Source organism: Streptomyces sp. NPDC005262 (assembly GCF_042872425.1).
GTDB lineage: Bacteria > Actinomycetota > Actinomycetes > Streptomycetales > Streptomycetaceae > Streptomyces.
In genome coordinates this window covers 103,851-127,193 of sequence record NZ_JBIAKK010000018.1, presented here as the reverse complement: position 1 = coordinate 127,193, position 23,343 = coordinate 103,851, and the positions used below count along the sequence as shown (strand labels likewise).

Here is a 23,343-nt window from a genome sequence, read left to right as displayed (position 1 = left end):
GTGTGTCAGCTCCTGCGGTTGCCGCCGGCCAGGGCCTTGCCGGTCGGGATGCGGATCTCGTAGCCCCCGTCGAGGGCGGCGGTGGCGCCTTCGGGCAGTTCCAGGCGCCAGACGCGGGTTCCCGGCACATGGCGATCGGGCCCCGTGCCTTCCTCGGGTGCCGTCCAGTCGGCCCGTTCCTCGATCCGGACGTCCGGATCGGAGGTGACCGGCACCCGCTCGCGGACTTCCACGGTGACGGGCCGTGCGAGCCGGTTGGCCAGCTCCACGTGGACGCGGTGATCGAGCACGGTGGTGTTGTTGCGTAGACCGGAAGTCGACTCGTGCAGGTTCGTACGGCGGGTGACCCGGATGCCCTCGGCCGGCCCGAGCCCCACCCGGCGGACACCGCCGGGGGCAAGCGTGGGCAGTGCGGCGGTCAGCAGGAAGTCGTCGTCGACGGTGACCTCCACCGGGCCGGCCAGCAGTGCCTGGTCGGTGGCGTTGGCGAGCACCAGCGTCGCGTACACGGTCTGCTCCACGGACGGCACGCAGAGGTACTCGGTACGCAGGCCGACCGGGATCTCGCCGACGGTGACGGTGTGCCAGGTGCCGTCCGACGGAATGTCGGCGCGGGCGGTGGCATCGAATCGGTGGTCGAAGGAACCCGCCGACTCACGGGGCCGCACGGCCTGTCCGGGCAATGGCAGCGCGGCCACCGCTTCGGCGCGGCGGCGGTACTCGGCGGCCACTGGGTCAAAGGGAGAGTCGGGAAACAGTCGGCCTCTGCGACCACCCTGCTCATCGGGGCCGCACAGAACAAGGGCGGCATAGTCGAGCTCGGCGCCGCTCGGCTGCGGCGGACCGGCTACCGGTACCGGAGGGGGTGGCGGCGCAGCCCGGCCAGGAGCCGCGGGCGCCATGGCGGCGGGGGCACCCGCGAAGGACCCACCACCGGAACGCGGCCTGTTGCCCGGTCGCGCCCCGGCCGGCTGCGCGAGGGTGGGCATCCCGCCGCCGAGGTCTTCCGGGGGAGCGCCGCCTGCACCGCCGGGCACCGGGACCGCGGCCGGCGGACCGCCGTAGCTCTGCGGTGCCGGCGGCGGGGGCGGTGGCGGAACGGGACCGGCCGTGGAGCCGCCCGCGACCCCCATGGGCACGGAGCCGGCGCCGACGGTGGGTGCGAGGGCCGGGCCGGGGCCGGCCGCGTCGTAACCGGAGAACAGGTCGACGAGTCCGGCAGGGGGCTCCCGCCAGCCGGACGGCGCGGGGGCGGGCTGACTGCGTCCGATCCGGATCGAGCGGAGCCTCGGCAGGTCGGTGCGGCGACGAAGATCGGCGGTGGCCAGGGCGATGCGCACGCCGGTCCAGTCCTCGCCGGTCCGCTGCGCGACCGAGGCGCGCAGCACCAGACGGCCGCTGCCGTCGCCCTGACGGTGAGTGAGACGGTAGGCCGGTACCCAGACGGCGCCCGGCACCCCATATTCCAGCTCCAGCTCCACCTCTGCATCACCGGTGCCGCCGAGGGTCAGGACCGCGCAGACCGCGGTCTCCACGTGCGCTGACGGCGTGTCGGTGGAGGCGCGGGCGAGCCTGTCCGCGGCAACGGTGAGCTCGTGCTCGACGTTGCGCAGGGCCTCCTCCAGCTCAACGAGGCGGTTGTGCAGACCCGTCAGCCGCTCGTCGACGAAGCCGGCGAGCTCCAGCCACGCATCGACCGGGGTACGGCGGTGCGGGTCCTCGCGCCTGCGGGCGGGTGGGACCGGGTGGAGAGCCCCGACCTCCTCGATCAGGCTCAGCTGCCGGTCCCGGCGTCCCTGCGCCGCCGCGTACTCGTCGCTCGGCCGCTCGACCTCGCGCCGCAACTCGTCGGCCGTGCCCGTGCCGAGCGGCTCGGCCTCGACCTCCACCCGGGCCTCGGTGACGCGCACCCCGGGGGCGCCCAGGACGCGGGCCCGCAGCGAGCCCGGGTCCAGCGAGCGGGGCAGTCCCGTCACCCGCACCCGGCCGTCAGGCGGCACGCTGCCCCGGGCCAGCCGTCGGCAGACAGCGCCCTGCGCGTACACCACTACCGCATCGAGGGCCGACCCCCACCGCGGTATCGACTCAGCCGTCATGCGCTCCGCCCCCCCGCCGCGTCCATGCTGAGCGAAGACTACGCCCGGGCGGTCTGCGCGCGCGATCACCGCTCGTTGCGGGACTCTCGGCTGTCCACCAGAATGCGCCATGACGGCCCCGGTGTCCTAGCTCAGACACCAGCCGCAAAGTAGCGGGGTGATCACGTGCTTGCCGTCATGGCGGCCTGCTCGTCGTATTCACGGAGCATCCGCATGACGGTGGCGGGCGAGGGGTGCCGACCCTTCCTCATGCCAGTAGTGATGACGAGCCGTTTGGCGATGTCGCGCAGGCTCATCTCCTGGTCACGCAGGTGGAGGGCCATGGAGAGCATGGACTCGTCGGTGACGCCCGCGCCGCCGATGGTCTTGCCGCGTTTGCGGGCGGACTCCTGGCCTTCGAGGGTGCGGTCGCGGATGTACTCGCGCTCCATGCCGGACATGGCCGCCAGCACGGTGAACACGATGCCGGACGGGTCGTGCGAGGCCTTCAGTTCTCCGGTGAGGAACTCCAGGCCGACGTCGCTCGCCTTCAGCTCCTCGGCGAGCATGGCGAGTTCGATGCCGCGGCCGAGCCGCTTGTGTTCGTGCACGACGAGGGTGACGGCGACGCCGGAGGAGCGGATCTCTCCGGCGAGCTTCACGGCGGCCTCCAGCTCGGGGCGCTTGGTGGCGCGGGTGGAGATCTTCTCCGAGAAGATGCGTGTCACTCTGGCCTCGCCGAGCGAGTCGAGCTGTGCGTCCAGGGACTGCCGGGCCGTCGAGGCGCGGGCGTAGCCGAGGCGGACGTGGCCGACCGGTTCGGCGCCGGCGCGCACGGGCCGGGGTAGTTCGGTCCACGCCGAGCCCGGCTTGCGCACGGCGGGAGTCGGCACGCTCAGGGCCTTGGCGAGTTGGGGCACCAGGCGGAAGCGGGCGGTGTGGTACTGGATTGCCACCCTGCCCTTCCCGGTCTGGCACGGGGAGCCCGCCGGCGCGGCGCAGGTGGACATCGGGCAATCGTGCGATTCCACACGCTTGAAGGCGTCACTCACGACCCATACTGTTTCATGAGGGTGTTTCAGATGTCTAGTCGTTTGCAACAACTCATGAAACATGATTGCAGCAGGTGGACGACCGCCCGGCCGGGTGTTTCATGAGCGACCACCTATGAAACACCGGCGGGCGGCCAGGTGGGCCGCACGGTGGCGTTCAGTTGGCCGCCAGGGCCGCGCCCAGCGGCGTGTGCTCGTAGCGGACGGCCCGGCCGGTGCGGGTGCGGGTGACGAGGCCGGCATCGCGCAGTACTGCCAGATGACCGCCGACGGTGCCTAGGCTCAGGCCGAACTGGGCGACCAGCTGCGTCGTCGTTGCAGGCACGGCCAGCGCGCGCAGCACGTCCGCGCGGCGCGGGCCGACCAGTCGGCTCAGGGCCTCACCACCCGGTGCACGCGCTACTGGGCCGAGCAGGTCTGCGATGCCCCGGGCGGGATAGACCAGGGCGTAGGGCCATGGCGGCTCGACGTAGCTGATCAGAGTGCCGAATACCGTTGGCATCAGCAGCAGGCCCTTGCCGGCCAGCCGGTGCCGGTCCCACTCGATACGCGAGCCGGTGCGCACCTCGATGGTTCCGGCTTGACCCTCGGAGCACCAGCTCACCCGCGGGTCGAGATCGGACAGAGCTGCCGCCCAGCCGTCCATCGCCAGGTTCCCGGCGCGGCGGACCAGGTCACGCTCCAGCACCGCCCGCAGCCGCGGCCAGTCCGGCTCGACCAGCGCCTGCCAGCTCGCCGCGAGCGCGTCGGCGAGCTGGGTGACGACGTCCGGCGCGTCGAGGATGCGCTGCACGTAGCGTGGCGGCGTCCGCAGTCCCTCCAGGTTGCGGGCCAGTTCCAGCCGTGCACGGCGCAGCGGCGTGGCGCGCACGGCGGCGAGCTCAGCGGCGAAGTCGCCACCGGAGGCGGACGGCGGCGGATGGATGAAGTCGGCGTTGTAGCCGCCGCGGCGGAACAGCGCCGTCAGCGCCCCGACCGCGGGCATCTGCCGGCGCAGCTGCTCGTACTGGGGCGCGATGCGCTTGGCCCACGGCCGGAGCGGGCCGGCGGACTGTACGCCGGCTGCGACGCGCAGCGCCTGCATCGCCTCGCCCAGCGGCGAGATCGCGTAGCGGGTACGCGCCACATCAACGGGTCCCACCTCGATGGCCAGCATGTTTTGCCTCCACACGAAAGCATAGCCACCGTGGCCGGGCTGCCGTGATGCTGTCGGCCATGAACACCACGTCCGTCGCGCCACGCCCGGCCACCTACCGCGAGGTATTCGCGGTGGGCCAGTTCCGCGTGCTGTTCGGCAGCTACACGCTCTTCCTGATCGGCGAGACGGTGCGGATGCTCGCCCTGTCCGTGACCGTCTATGCGGTAACCGGGTCGCCGCTGATGTCGGCGCTGGCGTATGCGGCAGGCTTCCTGCCCTATGCCCTGGGCGGCACGCTGCTGCTGGCTTTCGCCGACCGCTGGCCACCGCGCACCGTCATGATCGGCTACGAAGTGCTGCGCGCCGCGGTCAGCGCCGTGCTTGCCGCCGGTCTACTGCCGGTACCGGCCATGCTGGCACTGGTGTTCGTCACGGGTGTCCCCAGCGCCGTCGCCTCCGCTTCGCGCACCGCCCTTCTGCCCGACCTGCTGGACGGCGACCGCTACGTGCTCGGCCGTGCCGTCTTCTCCATGACAGCCGGCGGCACCCAAGTGCTCGGCTTCGCCGCCGGCGGCATACTGATCGCCGCTGTCGGCGCGCCAGGCGCGCTCTGGATCACCGCCGCAACCTGCCTGGCCTCGGCAGGCCTGCTGCAACTGCGCCTGTCCCACCACCCACGCCGCCGCACCAGCGGTTCGGCCGGCATCAGCGAGACCTGGCAGGTGAACCGGGCGCTGCTGCGCCGGCCTGCGGTCCGGGCGCTGCTGCTGGCGCAATGGCTGACACCGGCGCTGATGGTCGGCGCTGAGGGCGTGCTGGTCCCGTACGCCGCGCAGGTCGGCGCGCCTGACGCGGCCGGTCTGCTGTTCGCAGCGGTCGCCGCCGGGATGTTCGCCGGCAACCTGATCGTGGGCCGCCTAGTACGCCCTGCGAGCCGGGAGCGGCTGGCCCGCCCCCTCGCACTTGCCCTCGGATTGCCGCTGCTGGGATTCGCGCTGCACCCCGCACCGGCATACGCCGCCATCCTTCTGACAGCGTCCGGTTTCGGCGTCGCCTACCAGCTCGCACTGGCCCGCAGGTTCCTCGACGCGGTGCCCGAGACGCAGCGTGGTCAGGCGTTCGGCCTGCTGCTGACCGGAACGATGACGCTGCAGGGCCCGGCTGCCGCAGCCGGAGGCGCGCTGGGCGAAGTCGCGGCCCCGGCGCTGGTCGTCACACTGGCCGGCGCGGCCTCGGCCATCGCCGCCCTGATGTCCTGGCGAACGCTGTCGCCCACACCCTGAAAGCCCTTCATCACATCGTCGTGGCCGACCGGCCGACGGCATCCGCCGGTGTGCGGGGGCAGGGCCGGCAGCGGTCGGCCCGAGGTCGTGGCGCTTACTCATGTCCAGGCGGAAGGTGCCGTACGGGTTGACGTTCGACCAGAACAGCGCGGTCAGGCCGCGCCGGTCCTCGTCGCTCAGCTTCATCGCCCACGTAGGTTCGGCCAGGACCTGCTGCACCAGCAGGGTATTGACGTGCACGAGCGCTGACTGGAGCAGGTGCAGGGCGAGCATCGACGTCTCGGCGTGCTCCTTGTCCGGGCCGGTCAAGGCGCCGTCCTTGCCGTAGTGCAGCACGGTGTTCGCGCTGTTCCAGTTCTCCACGACCTGGAGCCCGCCATGGATCTCGCGGCGCAGTCCGGGGCTGGCGAGGTAGTCGCAGGCGAAGATCGTGCGCACCGCGCGGCCGAGTTCTTCCAGAGCTTGGTAGGTGGGGTGTTTGGGGCCGCCGCGGGTGAAGCGCCGCAGTACCTGCTCCGCCTCGGCGGTGCCGAGCCGGAGCGCGGTGGCGTACTTGACCATCTGGTCGTACTGCTGCTCGATCAGCTCCCAGCGGATCGGCCGCGTCAGCGAGGCGCCGAGCGTCGGCCAGCCGGGCGGGGTGTCCTCCGGGCGGTACAGGCGGATGCTGCCGATGTTCTTCAGCCGGGGTAGCAGGCGGAAGTTGAGCAGTTCGGTGAAGGCGAACCCGACGACGCTCGCACCGTGCGTGTCGACGTAGTTCGACTCGATTTCGGCGTCCGTGCAGTGCCGCAGCAGGCCCTCGATCATCGCCGCGACTTCGGACGACGAACAGCTCTTGAGCTGGGAGTAGATGCAGACATTCTTCCGCTCGACGTGCCAGTAGATCATTACGCCGTTGCCGCCATAGCGGGCGTGGTACTCGGTCATGAAGTTCGAGGACCAAGACCCGAACTTCTTCGAGTCCGACGCGCACGCCGTGCCGCGGCCCCACCATGCGATGTCTCGGGCGGCGAAGGTGGAGTTCACCAGCCTGGTGACGGCGGCCCGCAGGTTGTCGACGGTAATGAAGTGCCGCCGCACGTGCCGCGGCGCTGCCTCGCTCTCACCGTGCTCGCCGGTCGCCACGATCGCGCGGATGCCCATGTTCGTGCCCAGGGCAAAGAGGGCCAGCAACAGGCGGCGCTGGAGGACGTCACGCTCGATGCGCTCGTACGCGGCCACCGAGGAGAACTCCTCGGGGAAACCGGTGAGGAAGTCGTCGTTCTTCAGCACGTCCAGGAGGTCCAGGACACCCCAGCGGCGTGCGACCTCCTCCTTGAGGGCCGCCAGGCCGGTGGGCTCGGCCAGCGGCTCCAGCTTCGGAACGGTGATCCACGGCTCGCCCTTGCGGGTGGTGACCTTCACCTCGCCCGCGCTGCCCTCCGCGAGCGAGGCAGAGAGCCGGTCCAGGCCGCAGTCATGCGCTTCTTCAGGTCCGCGATGAACGCCCTCGGGTTCAGCGGCTGGCGGATCGCGGCGTAGTGCACGGCGCGGGTGGCCTCGAAGTCGCCGGGCAGGTCGCCCTCCGGATTGCGCCAGCGGGCGGCACCCTCGACGTAAATCTCGCGGCGGCGGACCGCGTCTCGCAGGGCGACCAGGACGCACAACTCGTAGGGGATGCGCTCGACCTTGCCCTTGTCATCGACGACCGCCTCGCGCCAGTCCTTGCGCCAGCTTCTGCAGGATGCTCGGTTCGTTGAACAGCTGGAAGGTGCCGATGATCGAGAAGATCGTCGCGATGACAAGGGCGCCACGGATGGCGGGGAGCTTGATGGCGGTGATCACGCGGATCTGCCCGGCACCCCTGCGGCCATACCCGGCCATCCGGTCCGGCCAGGTAGATCGAATAGGCGATCGGAGCCAGGAAGACGAATCGTCGTCGCCGACTCGGACGCGGGCGACCGCTACACCGTGGTCGACACCGACCAGGCCGGGGGAGCCCGTGCTGCGGTGCGGCACCTGCTGGACCTCGGCCATCGCACGGTCTGGCATCTGGCCGGTCCCGAGGAGTCCTTTGCGGCACAACGCCGTGCCGATGCCTGGCGCGCCGAACTCGCCGAGGCGGGCTGTGTCCTGCCGCGCGTCGTGCGAGGCGACTGGTCTGCGGAGTCCGGCTATCGGGCAGGTGTGCAACTTGCCGACGAGAAGGAATGTACGGCGGTGTTCGCCGCCAACGACCAGATGGCGCTGGGGCTTTTGCGGGCCTTGCACGAGCGAGGCCGGAAGATTCCCGATGACGTCAGCGTCATCGGCTTCGACGACATCCCCGAGGCCGGCTCCTTCCTGCCTCCGCTGACCACGGTTCACCAGGACTTCGCCGAAGTGGGACGCCTGTGCGTCGAGGGTGTACTGCGGCGGATGCGCCATGACGGGGCGGAACACGGCACAACGCTCGTACCTACAAAGCTCGTGGTCCGCGACAGTACTGCCCCGCCGTCTGCTGCTCGTGATCGCCACAGGCGGTGACCGAACCGGATCGGGGTTCCGACCAGGTCCTGTCCGATGGGTCGCGTGACTCGCCCTGTGGCGGATCGTTGCGGTCGGCGTGGGGTCGGGGTGATCTCTCTGATGACGAATGGGCTCGGTTGGAGCCGTATCTACCGAGGCGTGTGGGCCGGGGCGGGCGGTAGCAGTGTCACCGCCGGGTGATCATCTGCGATGTTGAAGACGCTGGCACAGCGTGGGCATTCCGCCTGGCCAAAGAGATGGGCGATTCCGTCGGCGAGCACAACTTCCCCATCGCGGACGGCCGTCTCGTGCATCCAGCGACCAATGCCGGAGAGCACCTCGGGGGACGCCGGTCGCAGGTCACGTCGGTCGACGTCGCCCAGGTTCCAGTCCCGAATCGCTGAATAGCGTCCGTAACCGCCGATGGCGATCGTCACCTCCACAGCGCAGTGAGGGCAGGCGACGTGGTAAAAGTCGTCCGAGAAGTCCCCCAGGACCGCACTCCAGTGGTAGTGCCCTTCGACCGCTACCAAGTCGCGGAAGGTCGTGAGGTAGTCGTCCGGCCGTGACCGCAGGTGCCGCTCCAGTAGCTCACGGAACTCCGCGATCGCTTCGGCACAGCCCGCCAGCAGATCGTCGCAGCCGTGGCCCCCTGCTGCGCGCACCGGACGATAGCCCCGGCCAGCCCGCGGGCCCGCGGGCTCCGCGACGCTCGACGCACCAGACGCGGCAGTGCGGCAAAACTGGCGGGGAACACCAAGTCGCACTCGAGGATCAGCCGGTATCCCAGCTCATCCCACACCTCTGCATCGTCCTCGCGCTCGGCACGCGCCAGGAGCTCGGGGACGCGATCGACGTCCCCGTAGCAGTCGTACATCTGCGCCCAGTTCACCACCTGAGCATTTAACCGCCCTGAGGCTGCCGGGGACGACTCTGCATCCATGAACGCCGGTGCACGACCCACATAGGACAGCCCTTGGTCCTCAGGACGCCGCGATCGAGTGAGGAGCGGTTCGCCCCGACTGGAGCCGTCAGCCCTTTGGATACCACGAGTTCTCTCAGTGGCGGCGGGCCCAGAACAGAGCGTGCCCGCCATCGCCCTCAGGTACGAACTCTTCCTGCTCGACGACCAAGCCGGCTTGAGTGATCCAGGCGCGGTTGGTGGCGGCGTCCGCGTGGCTCCACCACATGGGTGTTCCAGCACCCAGCCAGTCCTCATCGATGCCGGTCCAGGCCCGGTTGCCGGTGGTGCCCAGGAACCAACCGCCGGGACGCAACCATCCGGCGATCTTCTCCAGCAGTGGAAAATGTTCATCGAGGGGGATGTGGATCAGTGAGTAGAAGGAGACGATCGCGTCGAACGACGACGGTTCGAACTCCACGGCCGTAGCATCAGCGCGGATGAACTCGGCCTGGGGCACAAGCTCCCGTGCCCTGCGGATCTGCACCTCGCTGATGTCGACGCCTGTCACACGATGACCTGCGATCGTCAGGGTCCGGGCGACGGGTACCCCACTCCCGCACCCCAGATCCAGCACCGTGCCTTCAGTCGGGATCCGACCGATCAGTTCGCTGATCCACGGTCGGTATTTCGTCTCGGAGCCGTACGCCTGGTCATAGCGGAGGGAGAGCGCGTCGTACCCGCGCCGGACCAGGTCTTTGGGATCTTCGAAGTTCACGGCGACATACGTTAGCCACCCGCGGTGAGGATGGGCGAACGTTTTTCCCGCCCCCGACCAGGACGTCGCCCGGCTGACGGCCGGCCTCAGGGAGTTCCTGGAACAGGGGACGCCGACGAGTTGCCCCGCGATCGAGTCAGGTGTGAAGCGGGCGATGGTGTGGTGCCGACCTGCCCGATCGTCACCCTGGCAAGATGGCGGGCATGGAACGTGTACTTGGAATCGGTGGGTACTTCATGCGGGCCGCCGACCCGGGGTCCCTGGGCGCGTGGTATCGCGATTGCCTGGGCCTGGACGCCGATGAGAACGGCCTGTGGCGTCCGGGAGCCGGACCGACGGTGTTCGCGACGTTCGAGTCCGAGACCGACTACTTCGGGTCCCGCACCCAGCAGACCATGCTCAACTTCCGGGTCCGTGACCTGGATGCGATGCTCGCGCAATTGCGAGCCAAGGGAGCGGACGTGGCCGAAGAGACGCAGGACATGGACGGTGTCGGTCGATTCGGCTGGGTCACCGATCCTGAGGGCAATCGGATCGAGTTGTGGCAGCCCGCCTGACCGCGTCCTGACGCAGGTGGTGACGCTGGTGACCCACGCGGCTGTCGAGGTGTGCACCTTGGCCAGGTCCGTGCGGCCATGTCCCGTGCAGCCTTCCGCAGGCCGTCACGGGGACACCTTGGCGAGCTTGTCACCCGACTCGCGCCGTGGCGGGAGGCACGATGCGAGTCAGGGCGCCGCAGGCCTGGCGCCACGGTGACCGGCGGCGCCGGGCCGAAATACGCGTCGGTGTTCACCGACCGACTGCTGGTCACCCTGGACCGCGCGCGCACCCATTCGACCCACGAGACTCCCGGCGCGATCTCCCGGCCGGGCCCTCCATGATCGGCCGGGCGATCGGCCGGATCAGGCCGATGCCGGCCCCGTTGGTTTCGCCGTTCCGCAGCGACCAGGCCTGCGCCTTCGCACCCGACCCCGATCGCGGGGGTGTCGTACGCGGACTTCGCCGGCCATCCGGGCCCGATCTGGGTGGCTCACCACCGGTCGCCGACGCGCACCTTGTCCCACCGGGCCTTCGCGATGCACAACTCGTGTGCGTCGTCGTCCAGTTCGATCTGCCAGCACGCGGGATGGCGGTGCGGGACGCGATGGGTACCGGTCTGCACGGAGTGGCACGACCTCTTGGTCTTGCCCCCGCTACGAGACGTGGAGCACTGCTTCTTCGTGACCGCCTCCGTGGTCCAGGTGGTACGGGCGGGCTTGTACTCCTTCTCGGTTATGGTGCCGTGCACTGTGCTGCTCCCACATGAAACCAGGAGCAGGAGGGTCGCGGGCACCGCGGCCAGAGCGGCGATCCGGCGGATGGGCATGGGCAGGTCCTCTGCATGGATGAACGCGGCGATGCCGGGCCAGATCGGGTATACGGCGACGGCGTTGGTCAGCACACCATCATAGGGACGGCCGCGCCTCGTCGAGCCTCACGTGCGGATCCCCCGGCGGCGCAGGGCGTGGACGGTCTGATGCGGCGCCAGGTTGGCCGACAGGCGGCCGACCTGGCGATCTCACCGCGGACCAGACAGAAGACCGGGACCAGGCGCCGGTCGCATCTCGCGGGCCTGCCCCCGCGCCCGCCGATGCCCCATGCCGCCGGGAGCGGCGCCCACTGCCCGTCGGTCGTATCTCTTGCCGACGCCGCCGAAGAGAATGTGTCAGTGGTGGTGGCCCTGGCGGCCGAGGGTCTCCACGGGGGTCGCGCCGGGGCGGGTCCACTGGGGAACGGGCCGGCTGGTCGGGCCCCAGGTGGCGACGCCGTCGGCGTCCGAGCGCCAGTACCAGCAGGCCTGGCCGCCCTCGGACGGGTACCCCTCGCGGACCGCGCCGATCACGGGCCGGCCCTCGGGGTTGTCCTCCCACGCCTCGCCGCGGCCGTAGGGCGTCATGTCGAGCAGGCTGAGGGACCCGTTGACCGGCTCGTTGCCACGGCCCGTCGTGGAGTAGGTGAGGAACACGCGGTCGCCGTCGCGCAGGAAACAGACGATGTGCCCCATTTCCTCGCCGACCGGCGCCTCCACGTCCCGCACCGAGTACCAGGGCTGGGTGTAACCCATGAACTCGACGTAGGGAGCCACCTCGTCCCACGGGCCCGAGGTCAGGACGGCGAACGAGACGCCCCGGGCGTTGAGGTAGACGGCGTCCTTCACATGCCAGGCTGTGGTGGTGCAGCCCTCGCACTGCCCCTGGTGCGGTGCGCCGTCGTGCCACATGTGCTTGTAGACCACGAGCTCGTCGCGGCCCTGGAACAGGTCGAGGAACGGGACCGGCCCGTCGACGCCGGTGACCTCGACCGTGCCGTCGAGCTCGACCATCGGCAGCCGCCGTCGTTCCGCAGCGATCGCGTCGCCCTCACGGGTGTGCGCCTTCTCGCGGACCAGTAGTTTCTCGCGCGCCGCCTGCCAGGTGGCCAGGTCGACGACCGGCGGCTTTCCGGGGAGGTGGTTGCTCGCGTTGCCGGGCGTGGTCGTCATGGTGTCCTCCGTGGTGTCTCGTGCCGGGCAGCGCCGTACGACGTCCTACGGCGCTCACCAGAACAGACTCGCGATCCGGCCGGAACTCATCGCGGCAGGGGCGCCTTTCGGCCCAGCCTGCACGGACCGCGTCGGTCCGACAAGTTCACAGACAGCGCTCCGAGCGCTGCGACTCGGCCCGCCCGGCGTGATCTCGGCCCGGTTCCGGAGAGCAGCACCGGGATCACCTGCGAAGCACTCGAACGTCCTCGAGCCATGCTTGCGTGGGCTGCTGCCCGACCTCGTACGTCGCTGGTCCTCGCGATGTCCTTGGCCACCCCTGCACCTTGGCGACAGTGTCTGCTCCGCACAACCCGGTTTCCAGCAGGACCACCGCCCCGGACGCCCGCATGCAAACGCCGACGAGCCTCCAGGGATTACGGGACAGCCCTTGGTGGGTCAGTTCGCCGTCCTTGGCGATGATCCGTCCGGCGCGCACCATCATGTCCCGCGCGGGCACGTCCACCACGACCTGGGGCAGACACTCGCCGCGCACGAGGAAGAAGTCGGCCGGGGAGCCGGGCTTCAGGTCGACCCGGGGCAGGCTGAGGAGCTGGGCGCCGCCGTCGGCGCCCGCCCGGAAGGCGGCTTCCAGCTCTTCGTCCTGCCGCACGTCCTGGACCCAGGCCAGCAGGTGGGAACGGTGCAGCTATCCGCGTTGCCGAAGGGGCTCCACGCGTCGCGCACACCGTCGGTGCCGAGGCCGACGTGGACTCCGTGGCCGGCACGAGGACGCCCCTCTGCCTCACGATGCGCGTCTGACGCCGCGTGCTGATCCACCAGGGATTACCGACAGTCCTGGAACCTGCCTTCAAGCCTGACGAGCCGCTGTCGAGCGCTTGGACGAGGCGAGTGGCCGAAAGCCTCACCTACGTGTCATCGAGGTGCCGGTTGACTGTCGGTCTCAGTGCCGCCTGCGTCGGCGGCGAGCGGGTCGTCGGTAGGCAGGGAGCGGATGCGCGGTATGGCTGAGGGCAACAGCCAGAGCAGCGACAGCACTCCTCCGACGGCGGCCGTGATCAAGGTCGCCCGGAGTCCGACGAGGGTGGCGAGCATGCCTCCGATGACGGCACCGATGGGGCGTATGCCGTAGTTGACTGTGCTGTAGGCGCCGGCTACGCGACTGCGCATGTTGTCCGGTATCACTGCCGCCTGCAGGGAGTTGAGGTTGACGTCGAACAGCATGACGCCGATTCCGGCGAGGAATTCCGCCAGGCCCAGAGCCCCTGCGCGTGCCCATGTCGGTCCGCTTGCCGTGGCGGCAATGGCGATGGGGGCCGGGAACAGTACTGCGCCGACCGCGATGCTCCGGCCCACGCCGATCCATCGCGAGATCCGCGGGGCTATCACCGCGCCCAGAAGAGCTCCCGTCGATCCGATACCGAACGCCAGCCCGATGGTCCCCGCGGACAAGCCGAGCACCCGGTCGGCGAACAGTACGGTCAGGCCTGTGCCCGCCACGAAAGTGAAGAAGTTGAGGGTCGTCGCGCAACCGAGACTCGCTCGCAGAACCGGGTGACGAACGACGAAGGCCAGCCCTTCTCCGGCACGGCGCAGCAGTGAAGGACGTGCCGTCTCACCGGTGACGACGGCCGGTTCGTCGACCCGGATCGGCCCGACCAGAGCGGCGGAGACCAGGAAGGTCAGGGCGTCGGCGATCACGGCGACGGGCGCGGTGAGGGCCTGGACGAGAGCACCGCCGATGGCGGGGCCGGCGACGTAGGAGGCGGACCGGCTGGCGCTGAGCTTGCTGTTCGCGTCGACGTAGGACGTGCGCGGCACGAGGTTCACGAAGAAGGGCGGGTAGGCGGTGTTGAACAGCACCCCCGCGGCGCCGGTCAGCAGTGCCACCACATACAGCTGGACGAGCGTCACGCTGCCTAACAGGTATGCGGCCGGCAAGGTGAGCAGCAGGCATGCGCGTATCAGATCGGCGAGGACCATCAGGCGGCGCTTGTGAACTCTGTGATCGACCCAGGCACCCAGCACGATGGCGAGGAGATTCGGTGCCCAGGCCAGCGCGGTCAGCCACGCAACCTGATTGGCCGACGCATGCAGAGCCGTCAGGGCAATCAGGGGTATCGCCAGTTCGGAGATCCGGTCCCCGAGCTGCGACACCGACTGCCCCGCCCAGAAGCGGACGAACCGCTGGTCCCGCCACAGCGATATCGGCGGGGAGCTCATGCGATCTCGCCTGTCTGCTCTTCGGTGCCCTCCGGGAGGACGTAGCGCAGCAGCCGGACACCACGGGCACCGCTCGGCCGTTGTGCCGCATCGCGCGTCACATAGGGGGCGAGGACACTTTCGATCGCATCCTCGATGGCCGCGAGTTCCTCGGCGGACACCACTACGCGGGTGTTGGCCAGCCCCGCCGGCCTGCGCCACTCCGCATCGAGTCCGGGCTCGGTCTCCGTCACCCACCGATGCGGCAGGTCGGCGGAGTGGACGAACATTTCCCGGGACAGCACCCGTGCCGCCGACCGACCCTCGTCGTCCTCCGGCATGTCGAACCGGAAACCACGTGCCGCGGCCTCCCACCTCCGTTCGCGGCGATCCGCTCCGGGCTCGGCGTCGCGGACGAGTCCAAAGCCCGCCAGGTGGCGCAGATGCCAGCTGGCCACGGACGGGGTGGCTCCGACATCAGGTGACAGCTGCGTCGCCGTCGCGGGCCCATGTCGTTGCAGACGTTCGAGGATTGCAAGTCGCACGGGATGCGCCAGCGCCCGCATGGCTTTCGGGTCAGTGATCTCGATGTCGCCCAGGCGATTACCACGGTCCATGGTGTGAGAGTGTTCTCTCATAATGTGTGAGAGTCAACTCTCATACATTGCGGGTTCCGCTGCCTGAACCGGACTCGTCGGGTTCGGCGACCTCAGACATCTGCCGAGCACCCGCGCCTTGATGTTCCAAGTCCGACGGCGCCGCCGGGCGTTGCTGCGCAGGTGCCCGGGCAGATGGGTGCGGCCGCGCCCGCCCGACGCGACCGATGGGCGGCACCCTTGCGGGAACGGGTGCCGCCCTGACCACATGCATTTCGTGGAGGACTCGGTCGTTCGGATGCGCGAGCGTCAGCGGGTGATCGTGATGATCTGCGCAGTGCCGGGTGTCACCGTGATGGGCGCATCGGAGGGCAGGCGGGTGCTTCGCGGGGCCCGGTCGGCGGTGCCCGCCGGGGTGACCGCGGCGCCGCCGAGGGTGATGGCCGATGCGTCCAGTGAGGACAGGCCGCCCGCCGCCGACGCTGCCCTGAGGCGCCGGACCGCCCCGGCCCGGGCGTGCGGAAGGCGCCGCGGACAACCATCGCCGCGGCGCCGTCGCAGGCCGGGGCACCGATCCCGCCGCACAGCTGCGGCCACTGCTGACCGCCTGACCTTCAACTCCCTCGGACGGCGCTGTTTCGCAGTTCTGCCAGGGTGTCCATGGTCAGGTGTCGCGGCGTGTGGTCAGGCCCGATGAGGGCGACCGTGCAGGTGGCGGCGTGGGTGAGGGCGCTGGTGAAACTGCCGTCGGCGAACTGGGTGAGCGGGCCGCGTGGTGAGTGCCCGACTGCGACGGCTCGGGCGTGTACGTCTGCGGCGTGCTGGGCGAGGGCGCGGCCGGCGGCGGCATGGTTGCCGATGCTGGTGAGGATCTGGCCGGTGGCGGCGATGCCGTGGGCGGCGAGCCGGTCGAGGTGGGCGGTGACTGCGGCGCGTGCCTGGTCGGTGGTCTCGGTGTCGACGGCCAGTTCTTCGACCACGGCGGTCTGTTGGACGTGGACGACCTCAAGAGGGCTGCCCGTGTCGCGGGCGAGCCGGGCCGCGGCGTCGACGATGGCAGGGGCCTTGTCGTGGGAGGTTACGGCGACAATGACGGGAGGCGCCTCGCTCGCCGGGGCCGGGATGCCCACGGGGGTGAGCGACGGCGTCGCCGGCTCGGTGTCGCCGGTGTGCGCCTCGGCCTGGCGCAGCAGGCCGTGGCCACTGGCCAGGACCGGGATGGCGAGGAGGAAGGTGGCGGCGCCGAGCCAGAAGGGGACGCTCAGATCGGTGGCGTCGGCGAGCTTGCCGGCGGCGAAGGGGGCCAGGCCGCCGCCGATGAAGCGCAGGAAGCCGTAGGCGGAGGAGGCGACGGGACGCTCGACGGGGGAGACGAGCATGACGGCCTGGGTGGTGAGGGTGTTGTTGATGCCGATGAAGGCGCCGCTGACGATGACGGCCACGATCACCACGGTGGGCGTGCTGACTCCGGCGGCAATGATGGCCATCACGATGCCGAGGCCGAGCAGGTTGGCGTACAGCACCGGAGCGGTGCCGAACCGCGCCTGCAGGCGCGGGGCGAAGAATACGCTGAAGGCGGCCACGAGCAGGCCCCAGCCGGTGAACACCAGGCCGAGCTCATGGGCGTTGAGTTCCATGGGGTAGGGCGCGTAGCCCAGCATGGTGAAGAATCCCCAGTTGTACAGCAGGGCCATGATGCCCATGGTCAGCAGCCCGCGATGACGGAGCGCCTTGAGCGGAGCGATGGGTGAGACGGGGCGCTTCGGCTTGGGGAGCGAGGGCACGAAGGCGAGCGTGGCGACCAGCGCGACGGCCATGAGTGCGGCGACGCCGAAGAAGGGACCGCGCCAGCTGATGCCGCCCAACTCGCCGCCAAGCAGCGGGCCGACGGCGATGCCGAGCCCGAGAGCGGTCTCGTAAAGGATGATGGCGCCACCGAAGCCGCCGCTGTCGGAGGCGACGATGACGGCCAGCGAGGTCGCGATGAACAGCGCATTGCCCAGACCCCAGCCGGCGCGGAAGCCGACGATGCCGTTGATGGAGCCGCTCGTGCCCGCCAGTGCGGCGAAGACGACGATGATGGCCAGACCTATGACCAAAGTGCGCTTGGCGCCGAGATGGCTGGAGACCCAGCCGACGAACAGCATGGCGACCGCGGTCACGATCAGGTAGCTGCTGAACAGCAGGGAGACCTGGCTCGGTGAGGCGTGCAGGCTGTCGGCCAGGGCGGGCAGGATCGGGTCGACCAGACCGATGCCCATGAACGAGATCACACAGGCGAACGCCACGGCCCAGACGGCCTTGGGCTGCTTGAAGGGACTGGCGGCCTTTCCATGCGATGCACTCATGCGCGTTTCTCTCCAAGGGGTTGAGGAAGAGGCGATGGGGGAGAGCGGACTGGTTTGCGGGGCGGGTCAGGAGCTGGCCTGGCGGTCCTGGATGGCGCGTGCCAGGGCCGGCAGCGCGATCTTCACGGCCTGCTGCTCCGGCTCGGTGAGCTCCTCGACGAGGAGGTCGAGGGCTTGAGCGCGTTCGGCGCGTCGCTGCCGGAAGACTTCCAGACCGGTGTCGGTGGCCTCCACCAGAACGGCCCGGCCGTCGTCGCGGTCGGCGACGCGACGGACGAGGCCCGCGCGCTCCATGCGGGTGACCAGCTGGGTCATGTTCGGCTGGGATACGCCTTCGGCCCGCGCCAGTTCGGTCAGACGGTGCGCGCCCTCGCGGCCCAGCCGGGCCAGCGCGGAGGAGGCCGCCGTGCTCAGACCGCCGGTGCTGGCGTTCTGACGCACGTAGCGAACCACCTGCTCCACGGCGATCATCAGGCTTTCGGCCGGAGCGTCGATGTCCATAACGCGCTTATGCATAACCCTATTATGCATAAGCATGTACTGTGCAGCAAGATTCGGGGGTCCGGCGAGTTCGGAAACGCGCCATCGGTGGGTCTCGGGCGGCTGCTGCGCGGCGATTTGTCGCGCGCCCCAGGGATTACGGGACAGCCCCTGGCGTTCTCAGCGGCCGGTCGCGCCGAGGAACACCACCGCGCCGACGATGACGAGCACGGCGGAGAGGAAGGTGTGCCGCCGCGCCTTGCGCAGCTTCTCCCGCACGATCCAGGCGTGGGCGGTCGCCAGCAGCCATCGCAGATACGGGTCGGTCCGTGCGATGTTGCGGTGAGCCGTGGCCAGTCCGCGTTCCAGCGCCGCCCGTTCCGCCGCTCCGGCGGCCAGCATTCGTCGGGAGATCTCCGTGGCGATCCGGCGGTGCCGCAGTAGGCCCTCGACGTCGGTGGCCGCGGAGCCGAAGTAGTAGCCGGGTGCGGCGTCGAGCTGCTCGCGCAGCCCGCGCAGGGCCGGTGAGGTGAGGATCTCGGGTGTGGTCAGCGGTGGTACGAGCACCTCGCTGGTCTGCCACATTGCCCAGGCGATGCCGAGCAGCGCCACGAACAGGCCACCACCGGCCCAGGCCGCGTGCGCCCAGTCGCCGATCCGGCCCACGGCGAGCAACGGGCCGCCGCCGAGCAGCAGCGCGCCCACGGCGCCGGTGGATGCGAGGGTCCACCGCGCGGCCTCCCTGCTGTCGGCGACGGAGTCCAGCGGTGAGGGCAGGGCGTCGAGGACGGCGGGGCCGTAGCCCCCGCCGGCGGACGGGGCACTCACGGCGATTCCTTGCGGAGGCGGAGTACGACGCCCAGCGGCCCGGGATCGTCGTCCGGCAGGTCCACGTACGCCGCCCACACCTCCCCGTCGAAGTATTCGAGCAGACCGGCCTCGTTGAGCCGCACCGTGTTCGGCTGCGGGGGCTCCTCCGGGATGTCCGACATGAACTCAGTATGACGGGTCGTGCAGTTGGCGTCATTGTCCCGCGTCGTGCGCGCCGTCATCCTGACCGTGCAGCGAGTTGTACGGTCGATCGGGACGGGGCACAGGTGAGAGCGGGACGGGGGCTCACGTGATCAAGCTGGCGATCGGCACCACGAACGTGATGTGCGACATCGGGGGCGTCAGAACCTCACAGACACCGAGGGCAGCGAGTCAGCGCACGGCCGATCTGCTGTGGAGGCTGCGCAGGGAACCGTCGGACGAACTGTTGCGGGACGTGGGTGCCGCGCTCGCGGACCGCTTCCTGGACGGCCCCGTCGGCCGGGCACTGTCGGAGGAGTTGCGCCGCCCGGGCCGGCACCGGATCGGCGTCGAGGTGACCGATCCGGCGGTGGCAGACCTGCCGTGGGAGACGCTCCTGCCGCCTGGTCGCGGCGTCCCGCTGGCGCTGGACCCCGGCGTCGATCTGTGCCGGACGACGCAGCGCACCGGCAAGCCGGCCCCCGCCGTTGCCGGCGGCCCCCTGCGGATCGTCGCCGCGATCGCGGCCCCCGACGACAGCTCCGGGCAACTCCTGGACTACGAACGTGAATGGGCGAGGATCCTGGACGCCGTGGAGCCCGGTCGCCGTACAGGCCACCGGGTACGCGTCCTGGAGTGGGGCAGCGCGGCGGCGATCCGGTCCGCGCTCGACGCGGAGCCTTGCGACGTCCTGCACATCTCGTGCCATGCCCGCCCCGGAAGACTGCTCCTGGAGACCCCCACGGGCGAGGAGGACGCGGTGGACGCGGCCCGCTTCGTACAGGAGGTCATGCCGTCCGACGGAGGGGTGCCGCTCATCGTGCTGGCGGGCTGTTCCACCGCCCTGGAGGGCCAGGCCGAGCTGCCCGGCCTGGCCAGGAGCCTGCTGGACAACGGGGCTCAGGCCGTACTGGCGATGAACAGCGTCGTCAGCGACGACTACGCCATCGAACTGTGCGCGCGACTGTACAAGAGGCTGGCGAGTCGCCCGGACACGGACCTGCTCACCGTCTTCTCGGAGGTACGCCGGGAGCTTGCGCGCGAACCGCGCCCGCTTCCCGAGTGGGCGACGCCGGCGCTGTTTCTCGCCGATCCGGCGTCACGTCCGAGCGGCGGCCCCTCCGCCGCACGGCGCGTCGTCGACCCCCTCGAAACGCCCGGCGCCTCCCTGGACGAACCCGGCACGCAGGCAGTCGTGGTCGACGGCACGGTCCGCGGACGGCACGACTTCGTCGGCCGCAGAAGGACCCTGCGACAGCTCGCCGGCACCCGGCCGCAGGTCCTGCTGCACGGCATCGGTGGCATCGGCAAGACGAGCCTGGCCGCCGAACTCGTCCGCCGTTTCACGGCTGCCGCCCCGGACGGCGTCGTGGTGGCGGTCGCCGGTGAGACGGCCGTCGACACGATCATGGAGCAGCTGCGCCGCCGGCTGGGCGCCCACTGTGCCCGGAAGGGGCTCATGGAGACCGATCCGCTGCACCAGTGGGTGATCGCCCTGAACGAGCCCGGACGTGACTGGCGGGACCTGCTCGGGGCGTCCGCAGGGTCCTCCGTACCGCTCCTGCTCGTTCTCGACAACGCCGAGGACAACCTGGACGCGGAGCACCACCTCGTCGACGAGGAACTCGCGGAGTTCCTCCAGATCTGGGCGGAGCGCCACAGCACCCTCGTGACCAGCAGGTATCCCTTCCCGGCCCCGGGTGTCGAGAGCCTTCATCTAGGGCCGCTGACCTGGCAGGAGACCCGGAAGCTGATCTGGCGCCTGCCCGGGATCGACGCCTTGTCTCCGCCCGAGCAGGCTCAGGTGTGGGCGCGTCTGGGCGGTCATCCGCGTTCCTTGGAGTACCTCGACGCGCTGCTGCGGGACGGCGCGGCCCGTTTCGACGAGGTGAGCGCCCGGCTGGGCGCCGCACTGGCCGACCGCGAAACCGCCCCGGGCGGCGGGCTGGGGCGGAAGCTGCACGAGACCTGTGCGCTGATCGCGCAGGACGTGCTCCTGCCGCAGTTGCTTGCCCGGCTCGACGAGGCCCCTGCGGCGCGGCGGTTGCTGCTGGGCGCGGCGGTGTACCGGCTGCCGGTGGACCGGACGGGTCTCACGTGGCAGGTCGCGGCAGCGCCGGACGGGTCGGCCCACCCGGCCGACGCGACGGAGCCGCCGCCGGAGCCGGACGGCCTGGACGAGGCCGTGGCACGGCTGGTGCACCTCGGGCTCCTCGCGCCCGCCGGCGGCGGTTACCTGGTGCACCGCTGGACCGCCGCGGCCCTGGCGCGCATCGCAGGACCGGAACGGCTGACCGATGCCCACCGCAGGGCGGGCGCGTACTGGGCGTGGCGGTGCGGCACGACGACGGCGCAGGACACCTACATCGGCTACGTACTCGAGGCGCGGTTCCACGAACTGGCCGGCGGCCGCGTGCCGACGGCTCTCGACCACACGCAACAGGCCTGTCACGAACTCAAGCAGAGCGGCCAGTGGGCCCGGGAGGAGCGGCTGCGTCACGAGGCGCTGTCGATGGCCGCACCAGGGTCGCTGGCCGCCGCCGAGTGTCTGGCGGAACTCGGCGGACTGGACGCGCGCAAGGGGCGGTACGCGGTGGCCGAGAGCCGCTATCGGCAGGCGCTGACCCGATTCGAGGAGCTGGGGGCCGACGACCTGGTCGGGAGCGTGCTGCACAACCTGGGCCTGCTCGCCGAGCGCCGGGGCGACCACGCCGCGTCGGAGCGCCTGTACCGGCAGTCGATGTCCATCACGGAGCGCATCGGCGAGCGCCGGCGGGTGGCCATCACCCTGCACCAACTCGCCGACCACACCAGCCGCCGGGGCGACGATCGTCTCGCGGAGCAGCAGTACATCGAGGTGCTGGCCATCTGCGAGGAACTGGGCGATCTCGCGGGGATCGCGGCCGCTCAGCACCAGATCGGCATCCTGGCCTTCCGTGCGAAGGACTATGCGAAGTCGGAACGGTGCACGCGCGTCGCTCTCTCCCACCACATCACGCTGGGCGACCGGGTGAACGAGGGAAACGGCCGGTTGAGGCTGGCGAAGATCGCCCTCGCCCGGTTCGACCACGAGGCGGCGCAGGTGGACGCGAGGGCGGCCCTGGAGATCTTCGAAGCGATCGGGAGCAGCACGAACATCGCCGAGAGCTGCGAACTGCTCGGTGAGATATCCCGCGACCTCGGGGACATGCCGTGGGCGGAGACGTGCTTCTCCCGCGCGAGCGCCGTGTTCGCAGCGCTCGGGGAGAGGGTCCATCTCGCCGAATGCAACCGACAACTCGGCGCCGCACGAACGGTCCTGGGGCGTGCGGAGGACGCGGTGCCGTGCACGCTCGAGGCCTGGCTCGAAGGGCTGCGGGACCCGGGCGGGCACCCGGACCTCGACTGGCTCGCCGTCCAGTGCTTGGAGCTCGGCGCCGACACCTTCGACAGGATCGTACGGCGACATGTCGATGCCCGGACCGCGAACGACGTCACAGACATCGTCGCGCAGCACAGACGGTTGCTCAACTCGTCGTCGAGCCCATCGCCGTTGGGCAGCGCCTACGTGCAACTGGCGATCGCCGCGAGCGCGCGGGGCGCATACGGCACGGCCCGGATGCTCCTGCTGCGAGCGCTGCCGGTGTGCGAGGCGGCCGGCTACACCGAGGCCGTCGCCAAGTGCCACGAAGACCTCGGGCTCGTGAACCTTCAGACCCGGCATCTGGAGGCTGCCGAGCGGAGCTATCGGGCCGCGCTCACACTCTTCGAGCAGCTGGGCAACCACACCAACCGGGCCATCGTGCTCCACCAGCTCGGCTGCGTCTGCCAGGACCGGCGCGCCTACGGGGAAGCGGAGGAGTACTTTCGCGCCTCGGTGGCCGTGAAACGACGGCTGGGCAACCAGGCGGGGGTCTCCAACAGTACGTTCCACCTGGGCCGGGTGGCTCAGTTGCGGGGCGACCTGGAGTTGGCCGAGCAGTGCTACCGCGAGTGCCTGGCCATCGACGAGGCGGAGGGCGCGTGGACGGAGGTGGCGCTCGACTACGGCGGGCTGGGCAACCTGCGCGCGGAACAGGGGCTTCCCGAGGAGGCGGTACCGCTGATGGTGCGGGCGCTCTCCCTCAACCAGCAGGTCAAGTCGGACAATGCGGTCCTCAACCTCACGGCCCTGCGCCAACAGCGCGCCGCGCTCGGCGACGAGGAGTTCACCCGCCTGCTCGGCCGCCACTTCGACGAGGCGTCGGTCTCGGCGGTCCTCTCCCTCACCGCGATGCTGCCGACGACGGGGGGTCGCGCGGGGTAGGCACGCCCCCTTCCCCGGGTGACGGTGCGCCCGCGACAAGCATCTTCGCTCGGCCGCGCGGCGCCGGTCCTTCACCTGGACGAACATTGCCGACGAGCTCCTCCACAAGTGCTATGACCGCACAGGTTCGCCGGGTCGGTCGGCGGCGGTGGGGCCAGCTCCCGGCGGGCGCCCCTGTCGCCA

General features: G+C 70.4%; 17 protein-coding genes and 4 pseudogenes. 4 read left to right on the top strand and 17 right to left on the bottom strand.

What is annotated here, in order from left to right; translation table 11 throughout:
* Positions 1-5 precede the first annotated feature (5 nt).
* The 3 genes from ACFYP5_RS32400 to ACFYP5_RS32390 all read right to left on the bottom strand — a co-directional run bounded on the left by ACFYP5_RS32400 (position 6) and on the right by ACFYP5_RS32390 (position 4,283).
* A complete protein-coding gene (locus ACFYP5_RS32400) occupies positions 6-2,096 on the bottom strand; it encodes a DUF4139 domain-containing protein (RefSeq protein WP_389042476.1) in 2,091 nt (696 codons plus the stop codon).
* A gap of 161 nt (positions 2,097-2,257) precedes the next feature.
* Positions 2,258-3,031: a recombinase family protein gene (locus ACFYP5_RS32395; protein ID WP_389042474.1), complete on the bottom strand. Its 774-nt coding sequence runs from the start codon at positions 3,029-3,031 to the stop codon at positions 2,258-2,260.
* 253 nt (positions 3,032-3,284) lie between these two features.
* Positions 3,285-4,283, bottom strand: coding sequence for a DUF5937 family protein (locus ACFYP5_RS32390; RefSeq protein ID WP_389042472.1), 999 nt, complete (start codon positions 4,281-4,283; stop codon positions 3,285-3,287).
* 59 nt (positions 4,284-4,342) lie between these two features.
* Between ACFYP5_RS32390 and ACFYP5_RS32385 the strand changes: the two genes are divergently transcribed.
* Positions 4,343-5,548 carry an MFS transporter gene (locus tag ACFYP5_RS32385; RefSeq protein WP_389042470.1) on the top strand — a complete coding sequence of 402 codons (1,206 nt, stop codon included), beginning with the start codon at positions 4,343-4,345 and terminating at the stop codon, positions 5,546-5,548.
* Positions 5,549-5,719: 171 nt separating this feature from the next.
* On the opposite strand, the pseudogene ACFYP5_RS32380 reads toward ACFYP5_RS32385, so the two are convergent.
* The 3 genes and pseudogenes from ACFYP5_RS32380 to ACFYP5_RS32370 all read right to left on the bottom strand — a co-directional run.
* Positions 5,720-6,772 (bottom strand): annotated as a pseudogene (locus ACFYP5_RS32380) (transposase); the annotation flags it as partial.
* 179 nt (positions 6,773-6,951) lie between these two features.
* On the bottom strand, positions 6,952-7,197 hold the full coding sequence (locus tag ACFYP5_RS32375) for a hypothetical protein (RefSeq protein ID WP_389042468.1): 246 nt from the start codon (positions 7,195-7,197) through the stop codon (positions 6,952-6,954).
* Positions 7,198-7,258: 61 nt separating this feature from the next.
* Positions 7,259-7,393: pseudogene (locus ACFYP5_RS32370) on the bottom strand (sugar ABC transporter permease); the annotation flags it as partial.
* A gap of 57 nt (positions 7,394-7,450) precedes the next feature.
* On the opposite strand from ACFYP5_RS32370, the pseudogene ACFYP5_RS32365 reads away from it, so the two are divergent.
* Positions 7,451-8,056 (top strand): annotated as a pseudogene (locus ACFYP5_RS32365) (substrate-binding domain-containing protein); the annotation flags it as partial.
* Positions 8,057-8,187: 131 nt separating this feature from the next.
* On the opposite strand, the gene ACFYP5_RS32360 reads toward ACFYP5_RS32365, so the two are convergent.
* The gene (locus tag ACFYP5_RS32360) at positions 8,188-8,703 is read right to left on the bottom strand and encodes a hypothetical protein (protein ID WP_389042466.1); all 516 of its coding nucleotides are present in this window, start codon (positions 8,701-8,703) and stop codon (positions 8,188-8,190) included.
* Positions 8,704-9,096: 393 nt separating this feature from the next.
* Positions 9,097-9,717: a methyltransferase domain-containing protein gene (locus ACFYP5_RS32355; protein WP_389042465.1), complete on the bottom strand. Its 621-nt coding sequence runs from the start codon at positions 9,715-9,717 to the stop codon at positions 9,097-9,099.
* 203 nt (positions 9,718-9,920) lie between these two features.
* Between ACFYP5_RS32355 and ACFYP5_RS32350 the strand changes: the two genes are divergently transcribed.
* Positions 9,921-10,274 carry a VOC family protein gene (locus ACFYP5_RS32350; RefSeq protein WP_389042464.1) on the top strand — a complete coding sequence of 118 codons (354 nt, stop codon included), beginning with the start codon at positions 9,921-9,923 and terminating at the stop codon, positions 10,272-10,274.
* 473 nt (positions 10,275-10,747) lie between these two features.
* Here ACFYP5_RS32350 and ACFYP5_RS32345 read toward each other — a convergent pair whose 3' ends face one another.
* The 9 genes and pseudogenes from ACFYP5_RS32345 to ACFYP5_RS32305 all read right to left on the bottom strand — a co-directional run bounded on the left by ACFYP5_RS32345 (position 10,748) and on the right by ACFYP5_RS32305 (position 18,856).
* Positions 10,748-11,158 carry a hypothetical protein gene (locus ACFYP5_RS32345; protein WP_389042463.1) on the bottom strand — a complete coding sequence of 137 codons (411 nt, stop codon included), beginning with the start codon at positions 11,156-11,158 and terminating at the stop codon, positions 10,748-10,750.
* Between the two features lie 264 nt (positions 11,159-11,422).
* Positions 11,423-12,238: a DUF899 domain-containing protein gene (locus ACFYP5_RS32340; protein ID WP_389042461.1), complete on the bottom strand. Its 816-nt coding sequence runs from the start codon at positions 12,236-12,238 to the stop codon at positions 11,423-11,425.
* Between the two features lie 436 nt (positions 12,239-12,674).
* A pseudogene (locus tag ACFYP5_RS32335) lies at positions 12,675-12,997 on the bottom strand (amidohydrolase family protein); the annotation flags it as partial.
* 156 nt (positions 12,998-13,153) lie between these two features.
* Complete coding sequence (locus tag ACFYP5_RS32330; protein WP_389042459.1) at positions 13,154-14,461, bottom strand: MFS transporter; 1,308 nt, start codon at positions 14,459-14,461, stop codon at positions 13,154-13,156.
* A complete protein-coding gene (locus ACFYP5_RS32325) occupies positions 14,458-15,057 on the bottom strand; it encodes an ArsR/SmtB family transcription factor (RefSeq protein ID WP_389042457.1) in 600 nt (199 codons plus the stop codon). The genes ACFYP5_RS32330 and ACFYP5_RS32325 overlap by 4 nt, the downstream gene beginning before the upstream one ends.
* Positions 15,058-15,650: 593 nt before the next feature.
* Positions 15,651-17,384, bottom strand: a complete 1,734-nt coding sequence (locus ACFYP5_RS32320; protein ID WP_389042455.1) for an MFS transporter — start codon at positions 17,382-17,384, stop codon at positions 15,651-15,653.
* A gap of 66 nt (positions 17,385-17,450) precedes the next feature.
* Positions 17,451-17,900: a MarR family winged helix-turn-helix transcriptional regulator gene (locus tag ACFYP5_RS32315; RefSeq protein ID WP_389042454.1), complete on the bottom strand. Its 450-nt coding sequence runs from the start codon at positions 17,898-17,900 to the stop codon at positions 17,451-17,453.
* A 144-nt stretch (positions 17,901-18,044) separates the two neighbouring features.
* Positions 18,045-18,692: a hypothetical protein gene (locus tag ACFYP5_RS32310; protein WP_389042452.1), complete on the bottom strand. Its 648-nt coding sequence runs from the start codon at positions 18,690-18,692 to the stop codon at positions 18,045-18,047.
* Entirely contained in the window at positions 18,689-18,856 is a 168-nt protein-coding gene (locus ACFYP5_RS32305; protein ID WP_389042450.1) for a hypothetical protein, read from the bottom strand. The genes ACFYP5_RS32310 and ACFYP5_RS32305 overlap by 4 nt, the downstream gene beginning before the upstream one ends.
* A gap of 128 nt (positions 18,857-18,984) precedes the next feature.
* Between ACFYP5_RS32305 and ACFYP5_RS32300 the strand changes: the two genes are divergently transcribed.
* Positions 18,985-23,160, top strand: coding sequence for a tetratricopeptide repeat protein (locus ACFYP5_RS32300; RefSeq protein ID WP_389042448.1), 4,176 nt, complete (start codon positions 18,985-18,987; stop codon positions 23,158-23,160).
* Positions 23,161-23,343: the final 183 nt, after the last annotated feature.